Origin of the sequence: Halosolutus gelatinilyticus, assembly GCF_023028105.1 — an archaeon.
In the GTDB taxonomy this organism is placed as follows: Archaea; Halobacteriota; Halobacteria; order Halobacteriales; family Natrialbaceae; genus Halosolutus; species Halosolutus gelatinilyticus.
On sequence record NZ_CP095493.1, the window covers coordinates 122,422 to 139,873 of the forward strand.

Annotated in this window: 17 protein-coding genes and 1 pseudogene; 15 read left to right on the forward strand and 3 right to left on the reverse strand. The window is 63.3% G+C overall.

Annotated elements, in window-relative coordinates:
- Nucleotides 1-39 precede the first annotated feature (39 nt).
- From dhaK to MUH00_RS22020, 4 genes are all read left to right on the forward strand, one after another.
- Nucleotides 40-1,029: a dihydroxyacetone kinase subunit DhaK gene (dhaK, locus tag MUH00_RS22005; RefSeq protein ID WP_247004774.1), complete on the forward strand. Its 990-nt coding sequence runs from the start codon at nt 40-42 to the stop codon at nt 1,027-1,029.
- 57 nt (nt 1,030-1,086) lie between these two features.
- Complete coding sequence (dhaL, locus tag MUH00_RS22010) at nt 1,087-1,800, forward strand: dihydroxyacetone kinase subunit DhaL (RefSeq protein ID WP_247004776.1); 714 nt, start codon at nt 1,087-1,089, stop codon at nt 1,798-1,800.
- Between the two features lies 1 nt (nt 1,801).
- On the forward strand, nt 1,802-2,194 hold the full coding sequence (dhaM, locus tag MUH00_RS22015) for a dihydroxyacetone kinase phosphoryl donor subunit DhaM (RefSeq protein WP_247004777.1): 393 nt from the start codon (nt 1,802-1,804) through the stop codon (nt 2,192-2,194).
- 256 nt (nt 2,195-2,450) lie between these two features.
- Nucleotides 2,451-2,735: an HPr family phosphocarrier protein gene (locus tag MUH00_RS22020; protein ID WP_247004778.1), complete on the forward strand. Its 285-nt coding sequence runs from the start codon at nt 2,451-2,453 to the stop codon at nt 2,733-2,735.
- Nucleotides 2,736-3,817: 1,082 nt separating this feature from the next.
- On the opposite strand, the gene MUH00_RS22025 is transcribed toward MUH00_RS22020, so the two are convergent.
- Both MUH00_RS22025 and MUH00_RS22030 read right to left on the reverse strand, forming a co-directional pair.
- A complete protein-coding gene (locus MUH00_RS22025; RefSeq protein ID WP_247004779.1) occupies nt 3,818-4,765 on the reverse strand; it encodes a glycosyltransferase in 948 nt (315 codons plus the stop codon).
- 326 nt (nt 4,766-5,091) lie between these two features.
- The gene (locus tag MUH00_RS22030) at nt 5,092-6,315 is read right to left on the reverse strand and encodes a cytochrome P450 (RefSeq protein ID WP_247004780.1); all 1,224 of its coding nucleotides are present in this window, start codon (nt 6,313-6,315) and stop codon (nt 5,092-5,094) included.
- A 91-nt stretch (nt 6,316-6,406) separates the two neighbouring features.
- Between MUH00_RS22030 and MUH00_RS22035 the strand changes: the two genes are divergently transcribed.
- From MUH00_RS22035 to MUH00_RS22070, 8 genes and pseudogenes are all read left to right on the forward strand, one after another.
- A complete protein-coding gene (locus MUH00_RS22035) occupies nt 6,407-7,057 on the forward strand; it encodes a helix-turn-helix domain-containing protein (protein ID WP_247004781.1) in 651 nt (216 codons plus the stop codon).
- A 213-nt stretch (nt 7,058-7,270) separates the two neighbouring features.
- A pseudogene (locus tag MUH00_RS22040) lies at nt 7,271-8,889 on the forward strand (transposase).
- A 347-nt stretch (nt 8,890-9,236) separates the two neighbouring features.
- On the forward strand, nt 9,237-10,121 hold the full coding sequence (locus MUH00_RS22045) for a universal stress protein (protein ID WP_247004782.1): 885 nt from the start codon (nt 9,237-9,239) through the stop codon (nt 10,119-10,121).
- 443 nt (nt 10,122-10,564) lie between these two features.
- A complete protein-coding gene (locus tag MUH00_RS22050; RefSeq protein WP_247004783.1) occupies nt 10,565-11,713 on the forward strand; it encodes an ABC transporter substrate-binding protein in 1,149 nt (382 codons plus the stop codon).
- A gap of 110 nt (nt 11,714-11,823) precedes the next feature.
- Nucleotides 11,824-13,023, forward strand: a complete 1,200-nt coding sequence (locus tag MUH00_RS22055; protein WP_247004785.1) for an ABC transporter substrate-binding protein — start codon at nt 11,824-11,826, stop codon at nt 13,021-13,023.
- 2 nt (nt 13,024-13,025) lie between these two features.
- Entirely contained in the window at nt 13,026-13,988 is a 963-nt protein-coding gene (locus tag MUH00_RS22060; RefSeq protein WP_247004787.1) for an NAD(P)/FAD-dependent oxidoreductase, read from the forward strand.
- Between the two features lie 190 nt (nt 13,989-14,178).
- Nucleotides 14,179-14,352: a hypothetical protein gene (locus MUH00_RS22065; RefSeq protein WP_247004789.1), complete on the forward strand. Its 174-nt coding sequence runs from the start codon at nt 14,179-14,181 to the stop codon at nt 14,350-14,352.
- 83 nt (nt 14,353-14,435) lie between these two features.
- Nucleotides 14,436-15,374 (forward strand): DUF7551 domain-containing protein, encoded by a 939-nt coding sequence (locus tag MUH00_RS22070; RefSeq protein WP_247004791.1) that lies wholly within the window; start codon nt 14,436-14,438, stop codon nt 15,372-15,374.
- Nucleotides 15,375-15,479: 105 nt separating this feature from the next.
- Here MUH00_RS22070 and MUH00_RS22075 read toward each other — a convergent pair whose 3' ends face one another.
- Entirely contained in the window at nt 15,480-15,776 is a 297-nt protein-coding gene (locus tag MUH00_RS22075; protein ID WP_247005028.1) for an amphi-Trp domain-containing protein, read from the reverse strand.
- A gap of 168 nt (nt 15,777-15,944) precedes the next feature.
- Between MUH00_RS22075 and MUH00_RS22940 the strand changes: the two genes are divergently transcribed.
- From MUH00_RS22940 to MUH00_RS22085, 3 genes are all read left to right on the forward strand, one after another.
- Nucleotides 15,945-16,076 carry a hypothetical protein gene (locus tag MUH00_RS22940; RefSeq protein WP_256464817.1) on the forward strand — a complete coding sequence of 44 codons (132 nt, stop codon included), beginning with the start codon at nt 15,945-15,947 and terminating at the stop codon, nt 16,074-16,076.
- A complete protein-coding gene (locus MUH00_RS22080) occupies nt 16,073-17,191 on the forward strand; it encodes a tyrosine-type recombinase/integrase (RefSeq protein WP_247004793.1) in 1,119 nt (372 codons plus the stop codon). The genes MUH00_RS22940 and MUH00_RS22080 overlap by 4 nt, the downstream gene beginning before the upstream one ends.
- Before the next feature lie 98 nt (nt 17,192-17,289).
- Nucleotides 17,290-17,430 carry a hypothetical protein gene (locus MUH00_RS22085; RefSeq protein WP_247004795.1) on the forward strand — a complete coding sequence of 47 codons (141 nt, stop codon included), beginning with the start codon at nt 17,290-17,292 and terminating at the stop codon, nt 17,428-17,430.
- Nucleotides 17,431-17,452 lie beyond the last annotated feature (22 nt).

Genomic DNA, 17,452 nt, shown 5'->3' on the forward strand with positions numbered 1-17,452 from the left:
AGAACTTTTGTATACGTTCATGAAATACGCGGCTACGGTATGAAAAAGTTAGTCAACGATCCGGCAGCTGTGGTAGACGAAATGCTCGACGGGATGGTCGCCGCGTACCCCGAGGAACTGCGTCGTGTGGAAGACACGAAAGTCCTCGTTCGGACCGCCGCTCCCGTCGACGACAAGGTCGCGGTCGTCAGCGGCGGTGGAAGCGGCCACGAACCGAGCCATGCCGGCTTTCTCGGCGAGGGGATGCTCGACGGCGCGGCGGCCGGGGAAGTGTTCACGTCGCCGACTGCGGACGAACTCAGTGAGATGATCCAGGCTTGCGACGCCGGGGCGGGCGTGGTCTGCGTCGTCAAAAACTACGAGGGCGATGTAATGAACTTCGAGACCGCGGCTGAGATGGCCGAGATGGAAGGCGTCGACGTCGAGCTGGTCGTCGTCGACGACGACGTCGCCGTCGAGGACTCAACGTACACTTCCGGCCGGCGCGGCGTCTGCGGGACGATCTTCGTCCACAAGGTGGCGGGCGCGGCGGCCGAGCGAGGCGGCGACCTCCGGGAGGTGCGGCGCGTCGCGGAGAAAGTCACCGATAACGTCGGTACGATGGGGATCGCGCTCACGTCGTGCGCCACGCCGGAGAAGGGTGAGCCGACGTTCGACCTCGGCGAGGACGAGATCGAACTCGGCATCGGCATCCACGGCGAGCCCGGCGTCGAGCGGACCGGTGTCATGGACGCTGACGATGTCGCGACGAAGCTGACCGCAGCCGTTCTGGACGACGTCGAACCGGAGGGCACGGTCGCAACGATCGTCAACGGGATGGGCGGCACGCCGCTCTCGGAACTGTTCGTCGTCAATCGGGCCGTACAGGAGTTCCTGGCCGAGGAAGGCCTCGAGACGTGGGACGCCCGAGTCGGCGAGTACATGACGTCGCTGGAGATGGCCGGCTGCTCGATCACGGTTCTCGACCTCGACGACGAGCTCACGGACCTGCTGAGCGATCCCGCGAATACGCCCGCGTTCACGGTATGAGCCGACTGACGACTGGAAGTCCGAAGGGATTATCATCACGTGACCTAACACCATACCATGGCTTCTCGAGAGACGGAACGTGAAGCGATCCTGGAGGCGGTCGATCGGATCGCCGCCCGCATCGAATCGGAAAAGCAGCACCTGGCCGACCTGGACTCGGCGATCGGCGACGCTGATCACGGGGCGAACCTCGACCGCGGGTTTCAGGCCGTCGTCGAGAAGATCGAACAGAAGGACGACGCCGAGACGCAGGAACTGGTAAAGACGGCGGGCATGGCGCTCATCTCCAAAGTCGGCGGCGCATCGGGGCCGCTGTACGGCGGGTCCTGCATGCACGCCAGCCAGGAACTCGAAGACGGGATCACCGCCGAGACGACCGTCGCGTTCGCCGAGGCCTACCTCGAGAAACTGCGCGACCGAGGCGGTGCCGAGGTCGGCGACAAGACGATGGTCGACGCCCTCACGCCGGCGGTCCACACCTACAAAAAGTCGATCGAAGTGGACGAGTTACCGCCGCTGGAAGCGCTCGCAAAGGCCGTCGACGCGGCCGAACGCGGCGTCGAGTTTACCGTGCCGCTCAAAGCCGCGAAAGGGCGGGCCTCGTACCTCGGCTGGCGGTCCGTCGGCCACCAGGATCCCGGCGCCACGAGCACGCTGCTGATTCTGGAAGAGCTCCTCGCCACTGCCCAGGTGTATCTCGACGGGAACGTGGACGTTACCGCCGCTTCCCCGACGATTCCGGACGAAGACGTGGAGAACCAGGGGGAGTGAGATGATCGGAGTACTCGTCGTTTCACACAGTCGGAAAGCCGCCGAAGGAATCGGAGACATCGCTCGCGAGATGGGCGGAGACGCCCGGATCGAAGCCGTTGGCGGCGACCCGGACGGCGGGATCGGCACCTCCGTCGACGACATCCGCGACGCGTTATCGCGACTCGCCGACGGAACGGACGGCGTGGTCGTTCTCGCCGATCTCGGCAGCGCGGTGATGAACGCGGAGATCGCCGTCGAAGCGGCCGACGAGGACGTGGAGTGCGTCGTCGTCGATGCGCCGATTCTGGAGGGGGCGCTCAACGCCGCGGTCGCGGCGTCGAGTCCGAACGCGAGCCTCGAAACCGTCGAACGGGCCGCGGCTGAAGCGGCCGAACACGCGACGGGGACGTAGCCCCGAACGCGCGGATTGACTCCGTTTCGCGGCGCCTCTCGAACGGCTGCGATTCAACCGCCGCGAGCGTCTCCTCCTCTTCGGAGCCAGGCAGATTTGGAGGAAACCGTAATCGCCGGTAGGGGTACGAAATGACGCGCCGTCGGTCTGCGTTCGCAGACGTGCGGACGGACTCGGGAGTGATGTGTCGGCGCGGAACTAATTAGAGCAAACCGAGTGAGTAAAGGTAGTGTACGTGTAATCTGTGGGTACTGACATGGAGCGAATTATAACGGTGGTTCCGGAGGCTGGCCTCCACGCGCGACCGGCCTCGGAAGTCGTCCAGACGGCCACCGAGTACGAGAGCGAGGTTACGATCGCGCCGGTCGATAGCGAGGAAACCGTAGACGCACGGAGCATGCTCGCCGTCGCCGGGCTCTCCATCGAGTGCGGCGACGAAGTCAGGCTCGTCGCCGAGGGGGCCGACGCCGAAACCGCGCTCGACGCGCTGGTCGAAATCCTTACGACACCGGAATCCGACGCGGGAGAGCCCGAGCGATAAGCGAACTGGAAAGGATCGGCGTCGAACCGCTGTCGGGCGTCAGTACCGTGCGGTGGGGACGAGGCACCGATCGAACTGGGAGATCCAGCGTCACCTGCGCCCGTCGATTCGGACGCCCGACGGGTGACGGTGGCCGACCACTCGCGAAGCGGTCCGCTCCCTGCTTTGAGCGATGGCCGAACATCCGTCGGCATCGTTGGCGACATTCGGTCACCCACTGGCATCGTGAGCCCTCTGCTTCGTACGAGACGCGAAATTCCGGACCGCCGTCTCGACAGCAGTCGTACAGCAATTCAGTAAAGATACGCTGGGTTTTACCTGGGAAGAATAGTAAAAAATCGAATATATTTGCGGTTCCAATACTCACACGTCACAACAGGGACCAGCTCCTACTCCGATGAAGTGACGACCCACCGTGCGAACTCGGCGGAACCGATGGCCTCGATCGTATCCGGCTTTTCGGCGTGTTCGAAGCGCTGGTTCGATCGACAGGTGTAATTTCGACCGAGCAGCGTAGCGGAAGTATTCCGTCGAAATCGACCTCGACGGCGTTTTCAGGACCATCGCTGCTATCGTTCCGCGTTTCGTGTCGACTGCGGCTCCATTTTCTGGTCTGCAGTGAATCGGTAGCCGGCGATATGGACACGACACACCGTATAACGTTCATGTCTACAAATGTGATACGTTGGGTGTCTCGTCGTTGAATCTACTCGTTGCGTTCGCACTCGATACCGGGGTCAAGGTCCATCCGCGAGCTGGCCTGAATCACTCCTTCCACGGATTTCAGGGTGGCGAGACTGTTCGCAGCTCTCGATGGGCCAGATCGGATACCGCTTCGCGGACGCGATCGCCGCCACGGTCCGTGTCGACCGCCCGATCTCGGCCGCCGATCGTTCTCAAAACGAGACGGTTTCGTCTCGTTTTCAACTACAGAGACAGTCGGTGACTCCGAGTCATTCCGGTGAATCCGCTCTCTATCAACGCGTGGAATCTCCCACATTTCCCCGCTCGTCCGAATCGGTGGCGACCGGGATTCTACCCGGCGACGTCTCGTTGGCGGTCCACCAATCGTGCGCGGTCACTCACTCGAACCGTTCGACGTCGACGCCGCGATCGAGCGTCCGGTCGTAAACCTCGAGGACCCGATCGACCGTCACGCCCTGGCTCAGTTCCGCGACGGCTGCGCGGCCGTTCGACCGCTCCTCCCGCCGAAGGATGTCAGCGAGGCCGTCGACGAGTTCCGTATCGGACGTCGAAACCGTCGACGGTTCGACGCCGTCGAGCCGTTCGCGGACGTCCCCGACGTCGAGCGCGACGACGGGGAGGTTGCACGCGAGGGCCTCCTTGACGGCGGTCGGCGAGCCCTCGCGATCCGAGGTGAGCACCAGCGCGTCGGCGGCGTTCATGTAGACCGGAACCGTTTCGTGGTCGACGCCGTGGACGACCTGGAGGTTTACCGGCCGGTCGAGGCGGCTATCGACCGCTTCGACGACGCGTTTCGCACGCGGGTAGTTCTTGACGGTTCGATCCGGAGAGTAGGGAAACAGTACGTGGTACTCGTCGCTGGCCCAGCCGACCTCGTTCCGCGCCCGATCCCGATCGGTCGGTCGGAATCGGTCGAGGTCGATACCGAACGGGATCACCTCGCAGTCGCCGTCGAGCTGTCGGCGCATTTGGTCGGTCATCACGATCACTTCGTCGCAGCGAGGCGCGCAGACGCGCGTGAGCGGTCCGACCGGACCGGCGAGATCCGATCCCCACAGCGTGAGGACGACGGGCAGCCGTCGCTGCGCGAGGGCCATCGGCGCAGTCAGTCCGTAATGTGCGTGAAGGAGGTCGTACCCGTTGCGACCCTCGCGGATCACCTCGGGAAAGAACCGTAGATAGTCGGTTACGCTCCGAGACTCGGTCGCCGAGACGTGTCCGGGAACGCTCCGACAGTCGATCGAGACGCCGCGTCGTTCGAGTTCGTCGATCTGTTGCGTTAAAAACGGGGCCTCGTCGTACGTCGTGAGGGCGAGCACGTCCATCGATCGATGTTGCCGGAATTCCGACCGAGGCGCGCATTGTTAATGGTTCTCTTTTCGGCCGCCCACGATGACTTTCACGACGACGGACGGATCGTACGGACGCCGGATGCGCGGTGTCGTCCTGTACGCGGTACCTTACGATGAGCGCTCGGCGATCGACGGTTCGGGGCTCGCACTTCGCATCGTCTTTGGCGTTTTCGCGTCCGTATTGCACACGGTGGAATCGTCGAAGTCTTGCGACTGAGGGGAGGTAAGCCCGTTTCGGCGACAAATCAGGCACGACTGTTCATGGGGTAACCCGAACTTGGAAGTCAGAAAGACTTGCTTCAGACCGTCGCGTACCGGATCGGCAGCGAGTCGACGCCGTAGATGAACGAACTGCGGGTCGGCTGAAGCGTCGTGTCGGGAATCTCGACGTCCGCGAGCCGGCCGAACAGTTCCGAGAGGGCGACATCCGCTTCGAGGCGGGCCAGCGGCGCGCCCAAACAGTAGTGAGCTCCGTAGCCGAATCCGATATGTTGGTTGGGCGAGCGATCAGGAACGAACGAGTCGCCCTCGGGGAACTGACGATTGTCGCGGTTGGCCGAGCCCATCCAGGCGACCACTACCTCGCCCGCCTCAATGGATTCGTCCCCGATAGTCACGTCTTCGGTCGTGAACCGGCTCATCGCCTGCACCGGCGACCGATAGCGCAGAACCTCCTCGATGGTCGGCGTCGGAACCACGCCCGCCTCGGTGTAGGTCTCGAATAGATCGTTCTCGCCGAAACAGCGCATGGCGTTGGCGATCAGGTTCGTGGTCGTGATATTGCCCGCAACGAGCAACAGTATGCAAAGTCCAACCATATTCTCGGGGGGCAGAGGTTCGCCGTCGATCTCAGCGTTTGCGATCGTCGAGATGAGATCCTCGCGCGGGTCCTGGCGGCGCTCCTTGATGAGCTGCATAAAGTATCCGCTCATTTCCTGAAAGAGCTCAATCTGGCGCTCGGCGAACGCCTCGCCGCTCTCGGGGTCGCTGGGCGCGGCGATGAGCGCATCGGACCATTCCTTGAACTGGTCGCGTTCTTCGACAGGCACGCCCAGCAGCTCCGCAATCACCATGACTGGTAACGGATAAGCGAACTCCTCGACGAGGTCGATCTCGCCTTCCCTGTCGAGTGCATTGTCGAGGAGCTCACCGGTCAGATCCCGGATTCGAGGTTTGAGCTCGCGGATGGCCTGCGGGCGAAAGGAGTCGTCAACGACGTCGCGAAGTTCGTCGTGGCGCGGTGGATCCTCGGAGACCATCGAACTGATGGCCATTTCCTGGCCATCCATCTTGGGGCTGACGAAGTCAGGAGCGTTCTCAGGGTCCACCGAGAACGTCGCGTCGTCTCCTAGGATCCGCTTGACGTCGGCGTAGCGAAAGACGTCCCACGCATTGCGCTCGGGGTCGTAATGGACGGGCGCGTTCTCGCGCATCTCGCGATACCAGTCGAACGGTTCGAGCCACGCTTCGCGCGTTGAAAGTGCCTCGGGAAACACGTTTGCTCCCTGCGGTTCTATCGACATACTCTGAATAACAGCGGACAAGGAGATGGGCTGACTGCCTAGGATCTCAGGCAGTTTATTCTTTTACGCGCGTGTAGTACCGGTAACTCACATGAGAGCGCTGACGTTCCTCGTGGACATGCGGTCGTCGCACCCGGACTTCCGGCTGTTCGACGAAGCGTCGGGGATCAGCAGAGAACGCGTCTACCACGTCAACATATTGGAGAACGGGACGACAGTCATGCTGGGTCGGCTTCGAGGCGACCTTGACCGTGCGAGACAGCTGATCGAAGACCGGCTCGACGTGCTCGGTCTCAGCATTTCCGGCGACGGTGACGAAGGCGGGCTAGTGTATATCCACACGCGACCACCATCGGAGATCAGACGGTTCCTGAAACTTCCGCGAGAACACGAGGTATTCTTCGATTTTCCGGTAGAAGGCACGCGTGACGGCAAGCTGCGGGTCGTCATGGTCGGCGAGACGAACGAGGTGTTGCAGGAGGCCCTGGAGGACATTCCAGCGGAAATCGATGTCACTGTCGAACGGATCAGTCCGTACCTGGAGCACTCCGCGAACGTCATGCCGACGCTGACCGACCGCCAGCGGGAGGTGCTCGATGTCGCGCTCGAACTGGGCTACTACAACGTCCCGCGGCGAGCCACCCATCATGACATCGCAGAGCAGCTGGGGCTCACGGTCGGGACGGTATCGGAACACCTCCAGAAGGTCGAGGCACGGGTGTTCGGAGCGCTCTTTGACTGAACGTGCCCGACGCGACGACGGTGGTCCCGGCCGGAATCCTCGATAGAGCGCCGTTGATATGGGCTCCCCAGCGCCTGTTGGGATAGCTATCAATTTCGGCTTAGTCCGTACTACGTCCATCCTCTGTATCTATCCCAATCTACGTTAACGGCAAGGAAAGCGACCTATCGGATATCCTTAGTTTTGAGACAACTTCGGCCGGATCAAGCCTCGATGGAGAACACACTAGATTTGCTCTCTGGACGGGATTGTCGGATATCCGATGCATATAAGGTTGGTATCGAAGTGACCGAACACCTTCGAGATGGGAGTCCCTATGTGCAGGGGTTAGCGACGTGACAATCCGTGCTGACACCCTCGAAGACTCGTATCCCGATTGGCATCCTGCTCCAGATTCCTTTCTCGGAATGATTCGCCTGTTCATCTATCGGGAGATCACGGACGACAGCTATCGGACCCTCACCTAGTATCAGGAACTCGCCGATGCATTCGGTCTGGATTACGTCCCCGACGGGTCCGTACTCTCGCGCACTTGGCACAACCGGTTCGACGATGGAGTCCGCGAGTTCGTAACAATCGCCGCTCACTTCGTCGTGAAAGAAGTCGATGACTATGGCCTCTCTGTTTCCGCAGTTCGCCCGAAAGCAGACGTCACCGACCGAGAAGACGATTCATCCTCTGAGGGAGAGGACGATGCAACGGCTGGCCGTGAGTTTTCCGAGGAACAGATTTATCGAACGACGCGCCTCGCACGGGATCACGGCTTCGACAGGTTCGACTCTGGGCGCGCTCAGAACGCCTCCTACGATGACACGCAGTTTTTCGAGTTACAGACATTCATGGGGATGGTCGGTTGTGGCACCGCCCAAGGTGTAGTGCAGTTCAAATTCCGCTGAGGCAACGAGTATGGGCCCCATGGAGATACCAACCTCCGTGTTGTCAAGAAGTTCACTTCGAACGACCTACTCGACGGATTTGATACAGCCACAGATAACCTCCTTTCGGCAATCGCATCTGATGCCTCGTTTCGTCGCCCCGTACCGGCGGCCATTGACATCACGACGGTCCCGTACTACGGGGATGTTGAGGGGATGCCGATGGTGAGTGGCACGAAGGACAGAGAGGAACGGGCCTTCAAATTCGCGACGCTCTCAATCTTAGTGAAATATCCCATTGGTGGTCGCTATCGAACCCGTGCGTGAGCGTTCACCGCGGGATGAGAGTCCGCCGAATCAGATGCACCGCATCATCCGCGGATTAGTTCGACGAGCGACTGAGCACGTTCCCATCGAGATGGTGCTGTATGACCGCGAATTCGATTCGGTGCGGGTGATTCAGACCCTCTCGAATCACGACGTGAACTATCTCATCCCGAAGCGAATTACTAGCTCCGAGAGGGAGGTAATCGAGACAATGGAAGAGGAGAGACAGGAGGTTGCCGTCGAATCGGCGTCCGTCCACGTTGAGGCCGGCTCGCACCCGCTTCGGTTTCTGTACGTTCCGTCGACGAGCGCGGGGGAACGACCGTGTTCGCGACAAATCTCCGAGTCGGGCCGGATGAAGCTGAGACGTTTTGTCGACGCTGCAGCCGCCGCTGGCAGATTGATAACGAGTATAAATCGATCAAAGGCGATTTCCTGGCGAAGACTTCCTCAAAAGACTATCGAGTACGGCTGTTCTACTTCGTATTCGCAGTGCTACTGCACAATATCTGGCGGCTTACTGATTTTCTGTTGAAAGCAGGTGTCGGTGGGGAGATAGACTACGCGCCGGTTTTGACGGCTGGTGAGTGTGTCGAATTGGTTTGCTCAGCACTGATCCCGCCGGATTAGCGCTCTACACCAACTCAGGTTACTCGTTGTGAGTGGCGACACTCTACGAGACGTCGAATTTTGAGCTATTTTCGCGTATTCGGTGATGTATAACCGATTGAGGCGGTTGATTCCCTACCACTTTGACCAATTAGAACCACGATTTACCCAGGAAATTCGAGAAAACAGTCCGCCCTCCGAAACTGTGTGGGTCTACGACGCTCAAATTCGATATAGCACCATGTGATATATTGCCGGTGTGCAGTGGATGCTTCGATCGAAGTGTTCTTCCTCGCACTGCCAGAACCCATTACCGAACCGATCGTGCTACCCGCAAAAGTAAACGTCAGCGGGCCGAACGGCTCGGCATGGACGGTCCCGTTCTCGTTCCCTACGATGGAAGTGACGCCGCGGGAGCGGCGCTAGAACACGCCTTGGACGTCGTCGCCGACGCGGGCGCCACGCTTCACATCCTCTCCGTCGCCGACACGACCCTTCCCTCCCTCGTTCGATTCGAAGAGCGCATCGGCGACGCGCTCGAAGAGGAAGCGAAAGCACTCGCCGAACGCGCACGGTCGTTAGCCGAGGATCGGGGGGTTTCCATCGTCGGTAGCGTCGTTCGGGATGCGCCGCGGGAGGCGATCCTCGAGTACGCCGCCGAGCACGACGTGGGTTGTATCGTTATGGGCGCCCACGGTCGCCGGGGGATCGGCGAGTACGTGCTTGGCAGCACGACCGAGCACGTCGTCAACGCGAGTTCCGTTCCGGTACTAACCGTTCGCGCCGGCGAGGACGTGACGCGATCGTATCCCTACGAAACCGTCCTCGTCCCGACGGATAACAGCGTCCACGCGCGAGCCGCACTCGAGTTGGGATCCGAAATCGCGGCCGAACACGACGCCGCGTTGCACCTACTGTTCGTCGTCGACGAGCTCCCGGAGACCATCGATCCGCGATCGGTGCGACTTTCCGAGGACGTCGAACGAAACGCGACCGAGGTGCTCGACGAGGCGGCGACGATCGCCTCGCGGGCGGGCGTCGGCGACGTCGTCACCGCGATCGAGCCCGGGTCAGTTCCCCGCGAAATCACCGAGTACGCCGAGTCGAATTCGATCGACCTCGTCGCGATGGGAACCCACGGCTGGTCAGGATTCGATCGGTTCCTGCTCGGGAGTTTTACCGGACGCGTCGTCCGTACCGCGCCCGTGCCGGTGGTGACGACGACGGCGGCGGAAGACGGAACGGAGACGTAGCTTTCATCCGCCGGTCTCGCCTCGATCGTCGAATTCGATCCCTGAAGGTCCGGTTCGACGGTCCGAACCGGATGAGTGTTCGTCGAGGGCTTTCTGGATCGATCCGCATTGAGTGTATTCCGAATCCGCCGATCCCGTCGGCTGCGCCGAAATAGATAATTGCATGACTATTCTACTAATCAGGTTGTCCCATCCAGACAACCGAAATAAGTAAAATATCGCGATTCCTCTCGCCAATTTGAATAAACCAAAAGAAGCTATATTGAAGCCACGGGCATTTCGTGGGCGTGCAGAGGTCGAAACGATGGTCGGATGTTCCTCGATCGACGAGAACGGCGTTCGATCGAACCGACCGTTGTGACGCCGCAACGTTCCGTTCGCGTCCGTTTTAGGCCGGCCTAAGATTCGAAACCATTTTACACGATTACGCGAGCCTAATCGACATGGACGAAGACGGCACGAGCCGAAACGGGATCACTCGACGGGACGCGGTCAGGTACGGGAGCGCCGTCGTCGGCGGTGGAGTACTCGCCGGCTGCATGGGGACCGAGCCGAACGACGGTGAGGATGAACGGGGCGGAGCCGCCGCCTCGTCGGACGGCTCGTACACGGTCGAGATGGAACCGGTCGGCGAAATCGCGTTCGACGACGTTCCCGAAACGTGGTTCCCGTACACGGCGGACTACGCCGATATGGGCGTCGCACTCGGGCGGGGCGACGGGTTGCTGGCGATCGGCGTTCGAGCGCGGTACGGGACGCACCTCTACGAGGAACTGCCGGGCGTTTCGATCGACGGGGACGGATTGACGGAGCTCTGGCAGGGGAGCACCGGGAAGGAGATCTTCTACGAACTCGACGCCGATCTCCACGTCATCGATCCGAACTTTATGGTGAACCAGCTGGGATGGAGTCAGGAGGACGTCGACGAAATCGACGACACGGTCGGCCCGTTTTTCGGCAACACGATCTTCACGCGGGTGTACGACTGGCACGACTACGCCGACTACTCGATGTACGAAGCCTTCGAAAAGCTCGCCGAGGTGTTCCGGGAACGAGATCGGTACGAAGCCTTCGCGCAGTATCACGACGACGTGCTCGCCGACGTTCGGAGTCGGCTCCCCGACGAAACGCCCGACGTGGCGGTGCTGTATCCCGCGGAGGTTCCGCCGGAGTCGTTCTATCCGTACCTCGTCGGCGCCGGGACGCAGTCCAAGCACTGGAACGATCTCCGGGTCGGCGACGCGCTCGCGAAACACGGTTTCGAAGACGCACAGGCCGACGGCGGCACGATCGACTACGAGGGGCTCCTCGAGATCGATCCGGACGTGATCGCGATCCGTCTCCAGGGCGAGATCACGCCGGCGTACTTTGAGGACGAAATCGTCTCCCACCTCCGGGGCCACGACATCGCGAGCGAACTCCGGGCGGTGCAAAACGATCGCGTCGTCTACGGCGGCCTGACCTATCAGGGTCCGATCATCCACCTCTTTCAACTCGAACGAGCCGCGAGGGAGCTCTACCCCGACGAATTCGATGGGGAACGGCTGTTCGATCGCCGTCGGGTCGCGGATATCGTCACCGGAACCGACTGAACTCGAACGCCGCCGGTCGCGATCGGAACGCGATTTACTCTCTGACGGCGCCGGCGTTTGACCGGCCGACTATCAGAGGAGTTATTACGTTTTAGGGTTGCCTAAAATACATGGCAGAACAGGGCCCGATTCGCGGGGTACCGACGCGCAGAGACGCAATCAAGTTCGGCGGTGCGATCGTCGGGGGCGGCGTGCTGGCCGGCTGTCTCGGCGGGGAGCCGTCCGAATCGGAATCGGACGGCTCGTCTTCGGGGACCGACTCGTATTCGGTAACGATGTCGCCGGTGGGGGAGGTGACGTTCGACGCCGTTCCGGAGACCGTGTTCACGGTGTTCACCCAGTATGCGGATATGGCGGTGGCGCTCGGATACGGCGACGCCGTCAACGCGGTGTACGTTCCCGAGATGTCAGGGACGACGATGAACCACTACTACCACCACCTCGACGGCGTTTCCTTCGAGTGGGAGGACCTCCACGATCCGCTGACCGACGGGCTTTCGAAGGAACTGCTCTACGAACTGAACAGCGACGTCCACCTCGTGGATCCGGCTTGGGTGTCGACGCAGGACGGCTGGAACGACGGTGACATCACAGAGGTTGGGAATCAGCTCGCACCGTGGTTCGGAAACTTTTACAGCGGGACGCGGGCGGCCGCACCCGACGGATACGCCGACTACGAGTACTACGGTCTGTGGGATCTGTTCGGGAAGGTGGCGGAGGTGTTCCGCGAGCGGTCTCGCTACGAAGCGCTCGCGGCCGTCCACGAGGACCTCCTCGATCGGATCGAACGCGAGTTGCCGCCGGAGAGCGAGCGACCGACGGCCGTCCGCGTCACCTTCGACGCCGAGGCCGGGGTGTTCTACACCTACCACCTCAACAAACCGGGATACTGGCTGGCGGACACGCGTCCGCTGGGGGCGATCGACGCCTTCGCCGACGCGGACTGGGACGGTCTTTGGGGACAGGTGGACTACGAGGTGATGGCCGAGGCCGATCCAGACGTCATCCTCCACCTCTGGGGAATGACGCCCTCTTACAGCATGGCGGACGTGCGCGCGGCCCTGGAGGACGACCCGGTCGGGCGTGACCTGACGGCGGTCAAAACCGATCGAGTGTACGCACAAGGGATGCGCTACCAGGGGCCGATCATGAACCTGTTCCAGATCGAGATGACCGCGAAACAGCTCTACCCGGACGTGTTCGGGGAGTGGCCGGCGTACGAAGACGGCGATCCGTATCCGGAGATTCCGGACGACGAGCGCCTGTTCGATCGCGATCGGGTCGCGGCCGTCGTCAACGGAGAGGTCTGAGTATGGCCGCCACGAACCCTGACGACCCCGGCGAGTCGAACGCGCACGATCGCGACGTGGTCATCGTGGGTGGCGGTCCGGCGGGTTGTTCGGCCGGCCTCTTCTGCGCCCGCGAGGGCCTCGAGACGGTTATCTTCGACCGCGGCCGATCCTCGATCAAGCGCTGTGCCTACCTGGAGAACTACCTCGGCTTTCCCGGCGGGGTCGACGTCGAGACGCTGTACGGGCTGATGCACGCCCACGCCGACGCCGCGGGCTGTGAGATCGTCCCCGATCTCGTCGAGTCGATCGAACGTGCCGGCGACGCGGAATTTATCGTCGAACCCCAGGAGGGCAAACCGATCACCGCGACGCGAGTGATCGCCGCAACCCGCTACGACGGCGAGTACATGCGCGGACTCGACGACGACGAGGCGATGTTCGTGACATATGACCACCACGGCGAGAACGAAGAGTACTTCGACACGAGCTACGCGGCACGCGACGGGACGACGCCCGTCGACGGGCTCTACGTCGCCTCGCCGTCGGAGGAGGACGACCAGGCGATCACGGCGGCCGGTCGCGGTGCGCGCGTCGCGAAGTGCGTCGTCGCCGACGCCCGCGTCGACGGCGACTGGTGGCCGGGCGTCGCGGAGCGTGTCGACTGGGTGCGACGGGAGGCGGAACGCACCGACGAGTGGGCCGATCGCGAGACGTGGATCGAGTGGTTCGACGACTCGTTCGCGGAGGACGCGCCGATCGATCCCGAATCGGAACGGTTCCGACGGGTTCGCGAGGCGTACGTCGACGAGGCGCTGGCGGGGTACCTGACAGCGGCGGCGATCGACGAGCGGACCGACGCGGGCCACGAGGCGCTCGCCAGCCACCTCGATCCGGAGGCGATCGTCGAGGCCCTGGACGAGGAGACGCTGCTTGACGTCATCGACGACGCCAGCATCCGAGCATACGCCGCCGACGGCGAGTGACTCGACGACCGGGCGCGAATTCCCGATCGGGTCGGCGATAGTTAGGCCGGCCTAAAATAGAAAGCGTTATCAATTTTTAGGCTAGCCTAAAATTATGGCAGGCGACGAAACGGCGTACGGGTCGACTATCGACGGAGAGGAGCGAAAGTGTGTCGGGGTCGACGGGTCGATCGTCGGCGGTGATCGCTGAATGCTCGCCCGCGAGTGGGTTATCGCGAGTAACTACCGCGACCCGACGGATTACGACATCCCCGAGTTGCCGATCTGGCGGGTGTACCGGGGCGAGTGCGGCCGCGTGGCGTTCGCCGACGGCGACGGCGAGCCGTTCATCGCCGCGGACCGGCCGGTCCCGGTCCGGCGATAGCGGCCGGCGCCCGTGAATCGCACACCGCCCGTCGACCGCCGCTGCCACGACGGAACGCCGATCGAACGAGCCGCGTCACAGCTATGATTGGAAACACACTGGGCGACATCCGCGTGTACATCGAGTCCCTCGCGACGGAATCGGGACGGTACTTCCTTGTCTGCGGACGGACGGGGGATCGTCCGGTTCCCGCAGCCGGACTGTCCTTCGAGAACCGAGCGGTGGCCCGCGCCGCGGCGCGAGCGACCGAACAGTACCGCGCAGCCTTGCGTCGGTACGATCCGCAGGTCCCCACGTACGACGTGATCATCTGCGAGGAGCTTCCGGACGATCCGCCCGGCCGCGATCGACGATGGGCGGCCGACGTCGACGGCGACGACCCGCGGCGAAGACCCGAATCGGCGCCGATCCCGAGAGAGCGACGCGGTGCGATCGACTTCTGTCACACCGTCGCCGGCGTCGTTTTCGAGGCGATCGCCGCGTCGTCGCACGCCGGACTCCAGACCGCGGTCATGGAGACGTACCTCGACGTCGCCGAGACGATCGACCACCCCGACGAGCTCTGTCTGCGACTCCTCGAAAGCATCGCGACGGAACTCGACGCCCGACTCGACCCCGCCGAACAGGCCTCCCTGCTCGCCAGGGCGGCGACGACCCTGCCGATCGAGTCCGATCGTCGGGGGAGCCGCGACGAGTTCGAATCGCTCGTCGACGTACTCGCGGAGCTGCAGTCCGTCGGGTTGCTCGATTCGGCCCGCGTCTCGCTTGCTCCGGACGACTTCGGTTCGTCGGGCTGGTCCTGCTCGGTTCGGCTCGAAGGCTATTCGCTCGCCGCCGCGCCCGAGCGGATCGTGACGCTCCCGATCGTCGTCGAACTGTTCGCGAGACTGTCGACGCGGTCGATAACGATCACTGACGCCGAGCGGATCGATCGACCCTCGCCGGTCGCGTGGCGCGTGCGGATCACCACCGCCGAAACGGCCCATCCGCGCGGGCTCGTCTGCATCCGGGACCGTTCGTAATTCGTTTCCTTGCCGTCTTCGCCGACCGCTGCGACGAGCGCCGGAGAATCGTCCGCCGTCTTCCCGCCCGGCGCGTCCGGACCCGCGCCGCGTCCGAGGATCGCGTCACTCGACTCGGGGTGCCCGTTCGTCGGTTCGGCCGGGGAGTTCGAGTTCGATCTCGAGTTCCGGTTCGCCGACGCCGTCGAAGTCGATCTCCAACCCGACGGGCTCGCCGACCGCGAACGGCAACTCCCACTCGTCGTCGGCGATCGTCAGTTCGTCGCCGTCGCGGAGCTGCTCGCCCAGGGCGATCAGGAACTCGCCGGCCTCGCTGGCGTCGAGGCGGTACTCCTGTTCGAACTTGCGGCCGGTTCGGATGATCGTTCGCTCGTCGTCGCCGGTGGATTCGTCGGTCGACATCGTCACGGTGACCAGAGGGCTTCGACGGTTATGTCGATCGCGGTCGAAGCGAGTTCGGTGCGGGCGGCGCGACCGTCCACGGCCGGAATGCGTCGGAGGAGTCGGACGGACCGTCCTCGGCGATCGAAAACACAGTTTTAGGGTGATGGACCGGGAGGGTACGCACGGATGATACACGGCGCCGATCTCGCCGATCCGCTCACCCGATCGATCGGGCGGTCGGAGCCGCCGCGCCCCGCCGGCGTCGCCGTACCGATCGCCGGCACCGATCGCCGAAACGACGAGGTGACCCGCGCGTGACCGACGTCGCGATCGCGGACGCGATCGACGCGTACCTCCAGCGGAAGGCCGTCGGCGATCCCGACGGGCCGGGCGCGGGGACGTACGCCGCAAACGCCGAATCGATCCTGCGGCGCTGGGCGGAGTGGCTCGACGCGGAACACGACGTGACGTCGCTGTTCGCCCTCGAATCGGCGCAGATGCGGGCCTACGCGTCCGAACTGAAGGACCGAACGGAGCGCGGAACGTACACCGCCTCGACCGCGGGAACGTACTACGCGGTCGTCCGGGCGTTCCTCTCGTGGTGCGTCCGCGGGGAGATTCTGGAGGAGAACCCAGCCGCGAACGGGGACGCGAAGCGCGCGTTGCCGTCTGCCGACGGTCGGTCGGACGGCGACCTCTGGACGGGCGGGCAGCGGCGCGCGCTGGAGCGCTACGTGCGCGATCGGGCGCTCGACGCCCCGGAAGACGACCACGAGACGCGACGATCGCGGCTGCGCGAGTACGCGATGGTGGCCCTCTTCGCCCACTCCGGCGTCCGGGGCTCGGAGCTGTTCAGAGTCCCCGAAGACGAGCGGCGAACGGGGGCGACCTGGGACGACGTCGATTTCTACACGGGGACGATCGACGTCCTCGGTAAGTCCCAGCGGCTCGAAGAGGTGCCGCTCCCCGCCGCGGCGCGGACGCCGCTGCGGCGGTACCGGGTCGTCCTCGACCCGCCGTCGAACGACTGGCCGCTGTTTCCGACGCGGCACGCGCCGTCGATCGCTCGTCGGGTCAGGGAAGCGCTCGCCGAGCGCGGGCACGACGAGGCGGAGGTCGACGCCCTTCTGGCCGATTCGACGGCCGGCGAACTCGCACGCGAGCGATCGATTGCGCCGCCGGCGATCACGACCGAAGGCGCGCGATCGGTCCTCAGACGACTCTGCGAGGAAGCCGACATCGACGTCGAGGGCGGATACCTCACCCCGAGCGGCGTCCGCGCCGAGCCCGACGAGCACCGCTACCGTCGGGAAGCCAGCCCGTCGAAACCGACGCTTCGAGCCTCCGTCGACGAACGGTCGATCGCCGTGCCCGAGGAGCGACCGACGGCGCTCGACGTGGATCGGCGATCGCGAGACGAGCCGTCGGAGTGAGTCCGTCGAACGCGCCGAGCTCGGTCGCCGAGTTCGGGTGCAGAACCGGTCACATTCGCTGAAAAAGAGGGATGATGGCACGGGTCGTACCCCTACCGATGGACGCCGAATGCCAACACTGCCGGTGGAACGGTGACGCGAACGAACTCAACTGGATGATCGTCGAAGGCAACGACGTCGTCGGCGCCGAACGCGTCTGCCCCGAGTGCCGGAACGCGGACGTCGTCCTCCTTGCGTGATCGGCGGCCTCGTCGCTGGCGC

Coding starts and splice junctions, on each gene's coding strand:
- MUH00_RS22045 (WP_247004782.1), top strand. CDS start 9,237: ATGGACGGTCCCGTTCTCGTTCCCTACGATGGAAGTGACGCCGCGGGA.
- MUH00_RS22020 (WP_247004778.1), top strand. CDS start 2,451: ATGGAGCGAATTATAACGGTGGTTCCGGAGGCTGGCCTCCACGCGCGA.
- MUH00_RS22035 (WP_247004781.1), top strand. CDS start 6,407: ATGAGAGCGCTGACGTTCCTCGTGGACATGCGGTCGTCGCACCCGGAC.
- MUH00_RS22940 (WP_256464817.1), top strand. CDS start 15,945: ATGATACACGGCGCCGATCTCGCCGATCCGCTCACCCGATCGATCGGG.
- MUH00_RS22085 (WP_247004795.1), top strand. CDS start 17,290: ATGGACGCCGAATGCCAACACTGCCGGTGGAACGGTGACGCGAACGAA.
- dhaM (WP_247004777.1), top strand. CDS start 1,802: ATGATCGGAGTACTCGTCGTTTCACACAGTCGGAAAGCCGCCGAAGGA.
- dhaK (WP_247004774.1), top strand. CDS start 40: ATGAAAAAGTTAGTCAACGATCCGGCAGCTGTGGTAGACGAAATGCTC.
- MUH00_RS22060 (WP_247004787.1), top strand. CDS start 13,026: ATGGCCGCCACGAACCCTGACGACCCCGGCGAGTCGAACGCGCACGAT.
- MUH00_RS22065 (WP_247004789.1), top strand. CDS start 14,179: ATGCTCGCCCGCGAGTGGGTTATCGCGAGTAACTACCGCGACCCGACG.
- MUH00_RS22075 (WP_247005028.1), bottom strand. CDS start 15,776: ATGTCGACCGACGAATCCACCGGCGACGACGAGCGAACGATCATCCGA.
- MUH00_RS22050 (WP_247004783.1), top strand. CDS start 10,565: ATGGACGAAGACGGCACGAGCCGAAACGGGATCACTCGACGGGACGCG.
- MUH00_RS22070 (WP_247004791.1), top strand. CDS start 14,436: ATGATTGGAAACACACTGGGCGACATCCGCGTGTACATCGAGTCCCTC.
- MUH00_RS22025 (WP_247004779.1), bottom strand. CDS start 4,765: ATGGACGTGCTCGCCCTCACGACGTACGACGAGGCCCCGTTTTTAACG.
- MUH00_RS22055 (WP_247004785.1), top strand. CDS start 11,824: ATGGCAGAACAGGGCCCGATTCGCGGGGTACCGACGCGCAGAGACGCA.
- dhaL (WP_247004776.1), top strand. CDS start 1,087: ATGGCTTCTCGAGAGACGGAACGTGAAGCGATCCTGGAGGCGGTCGAT.
- MUH00_RS22030 (WP_247004780.1), bottom strand. CDS start 6,315: ATGTCGATAGAACCGCAGGGAGCAAACGTGTTTCCCGAGGCACTTTCA.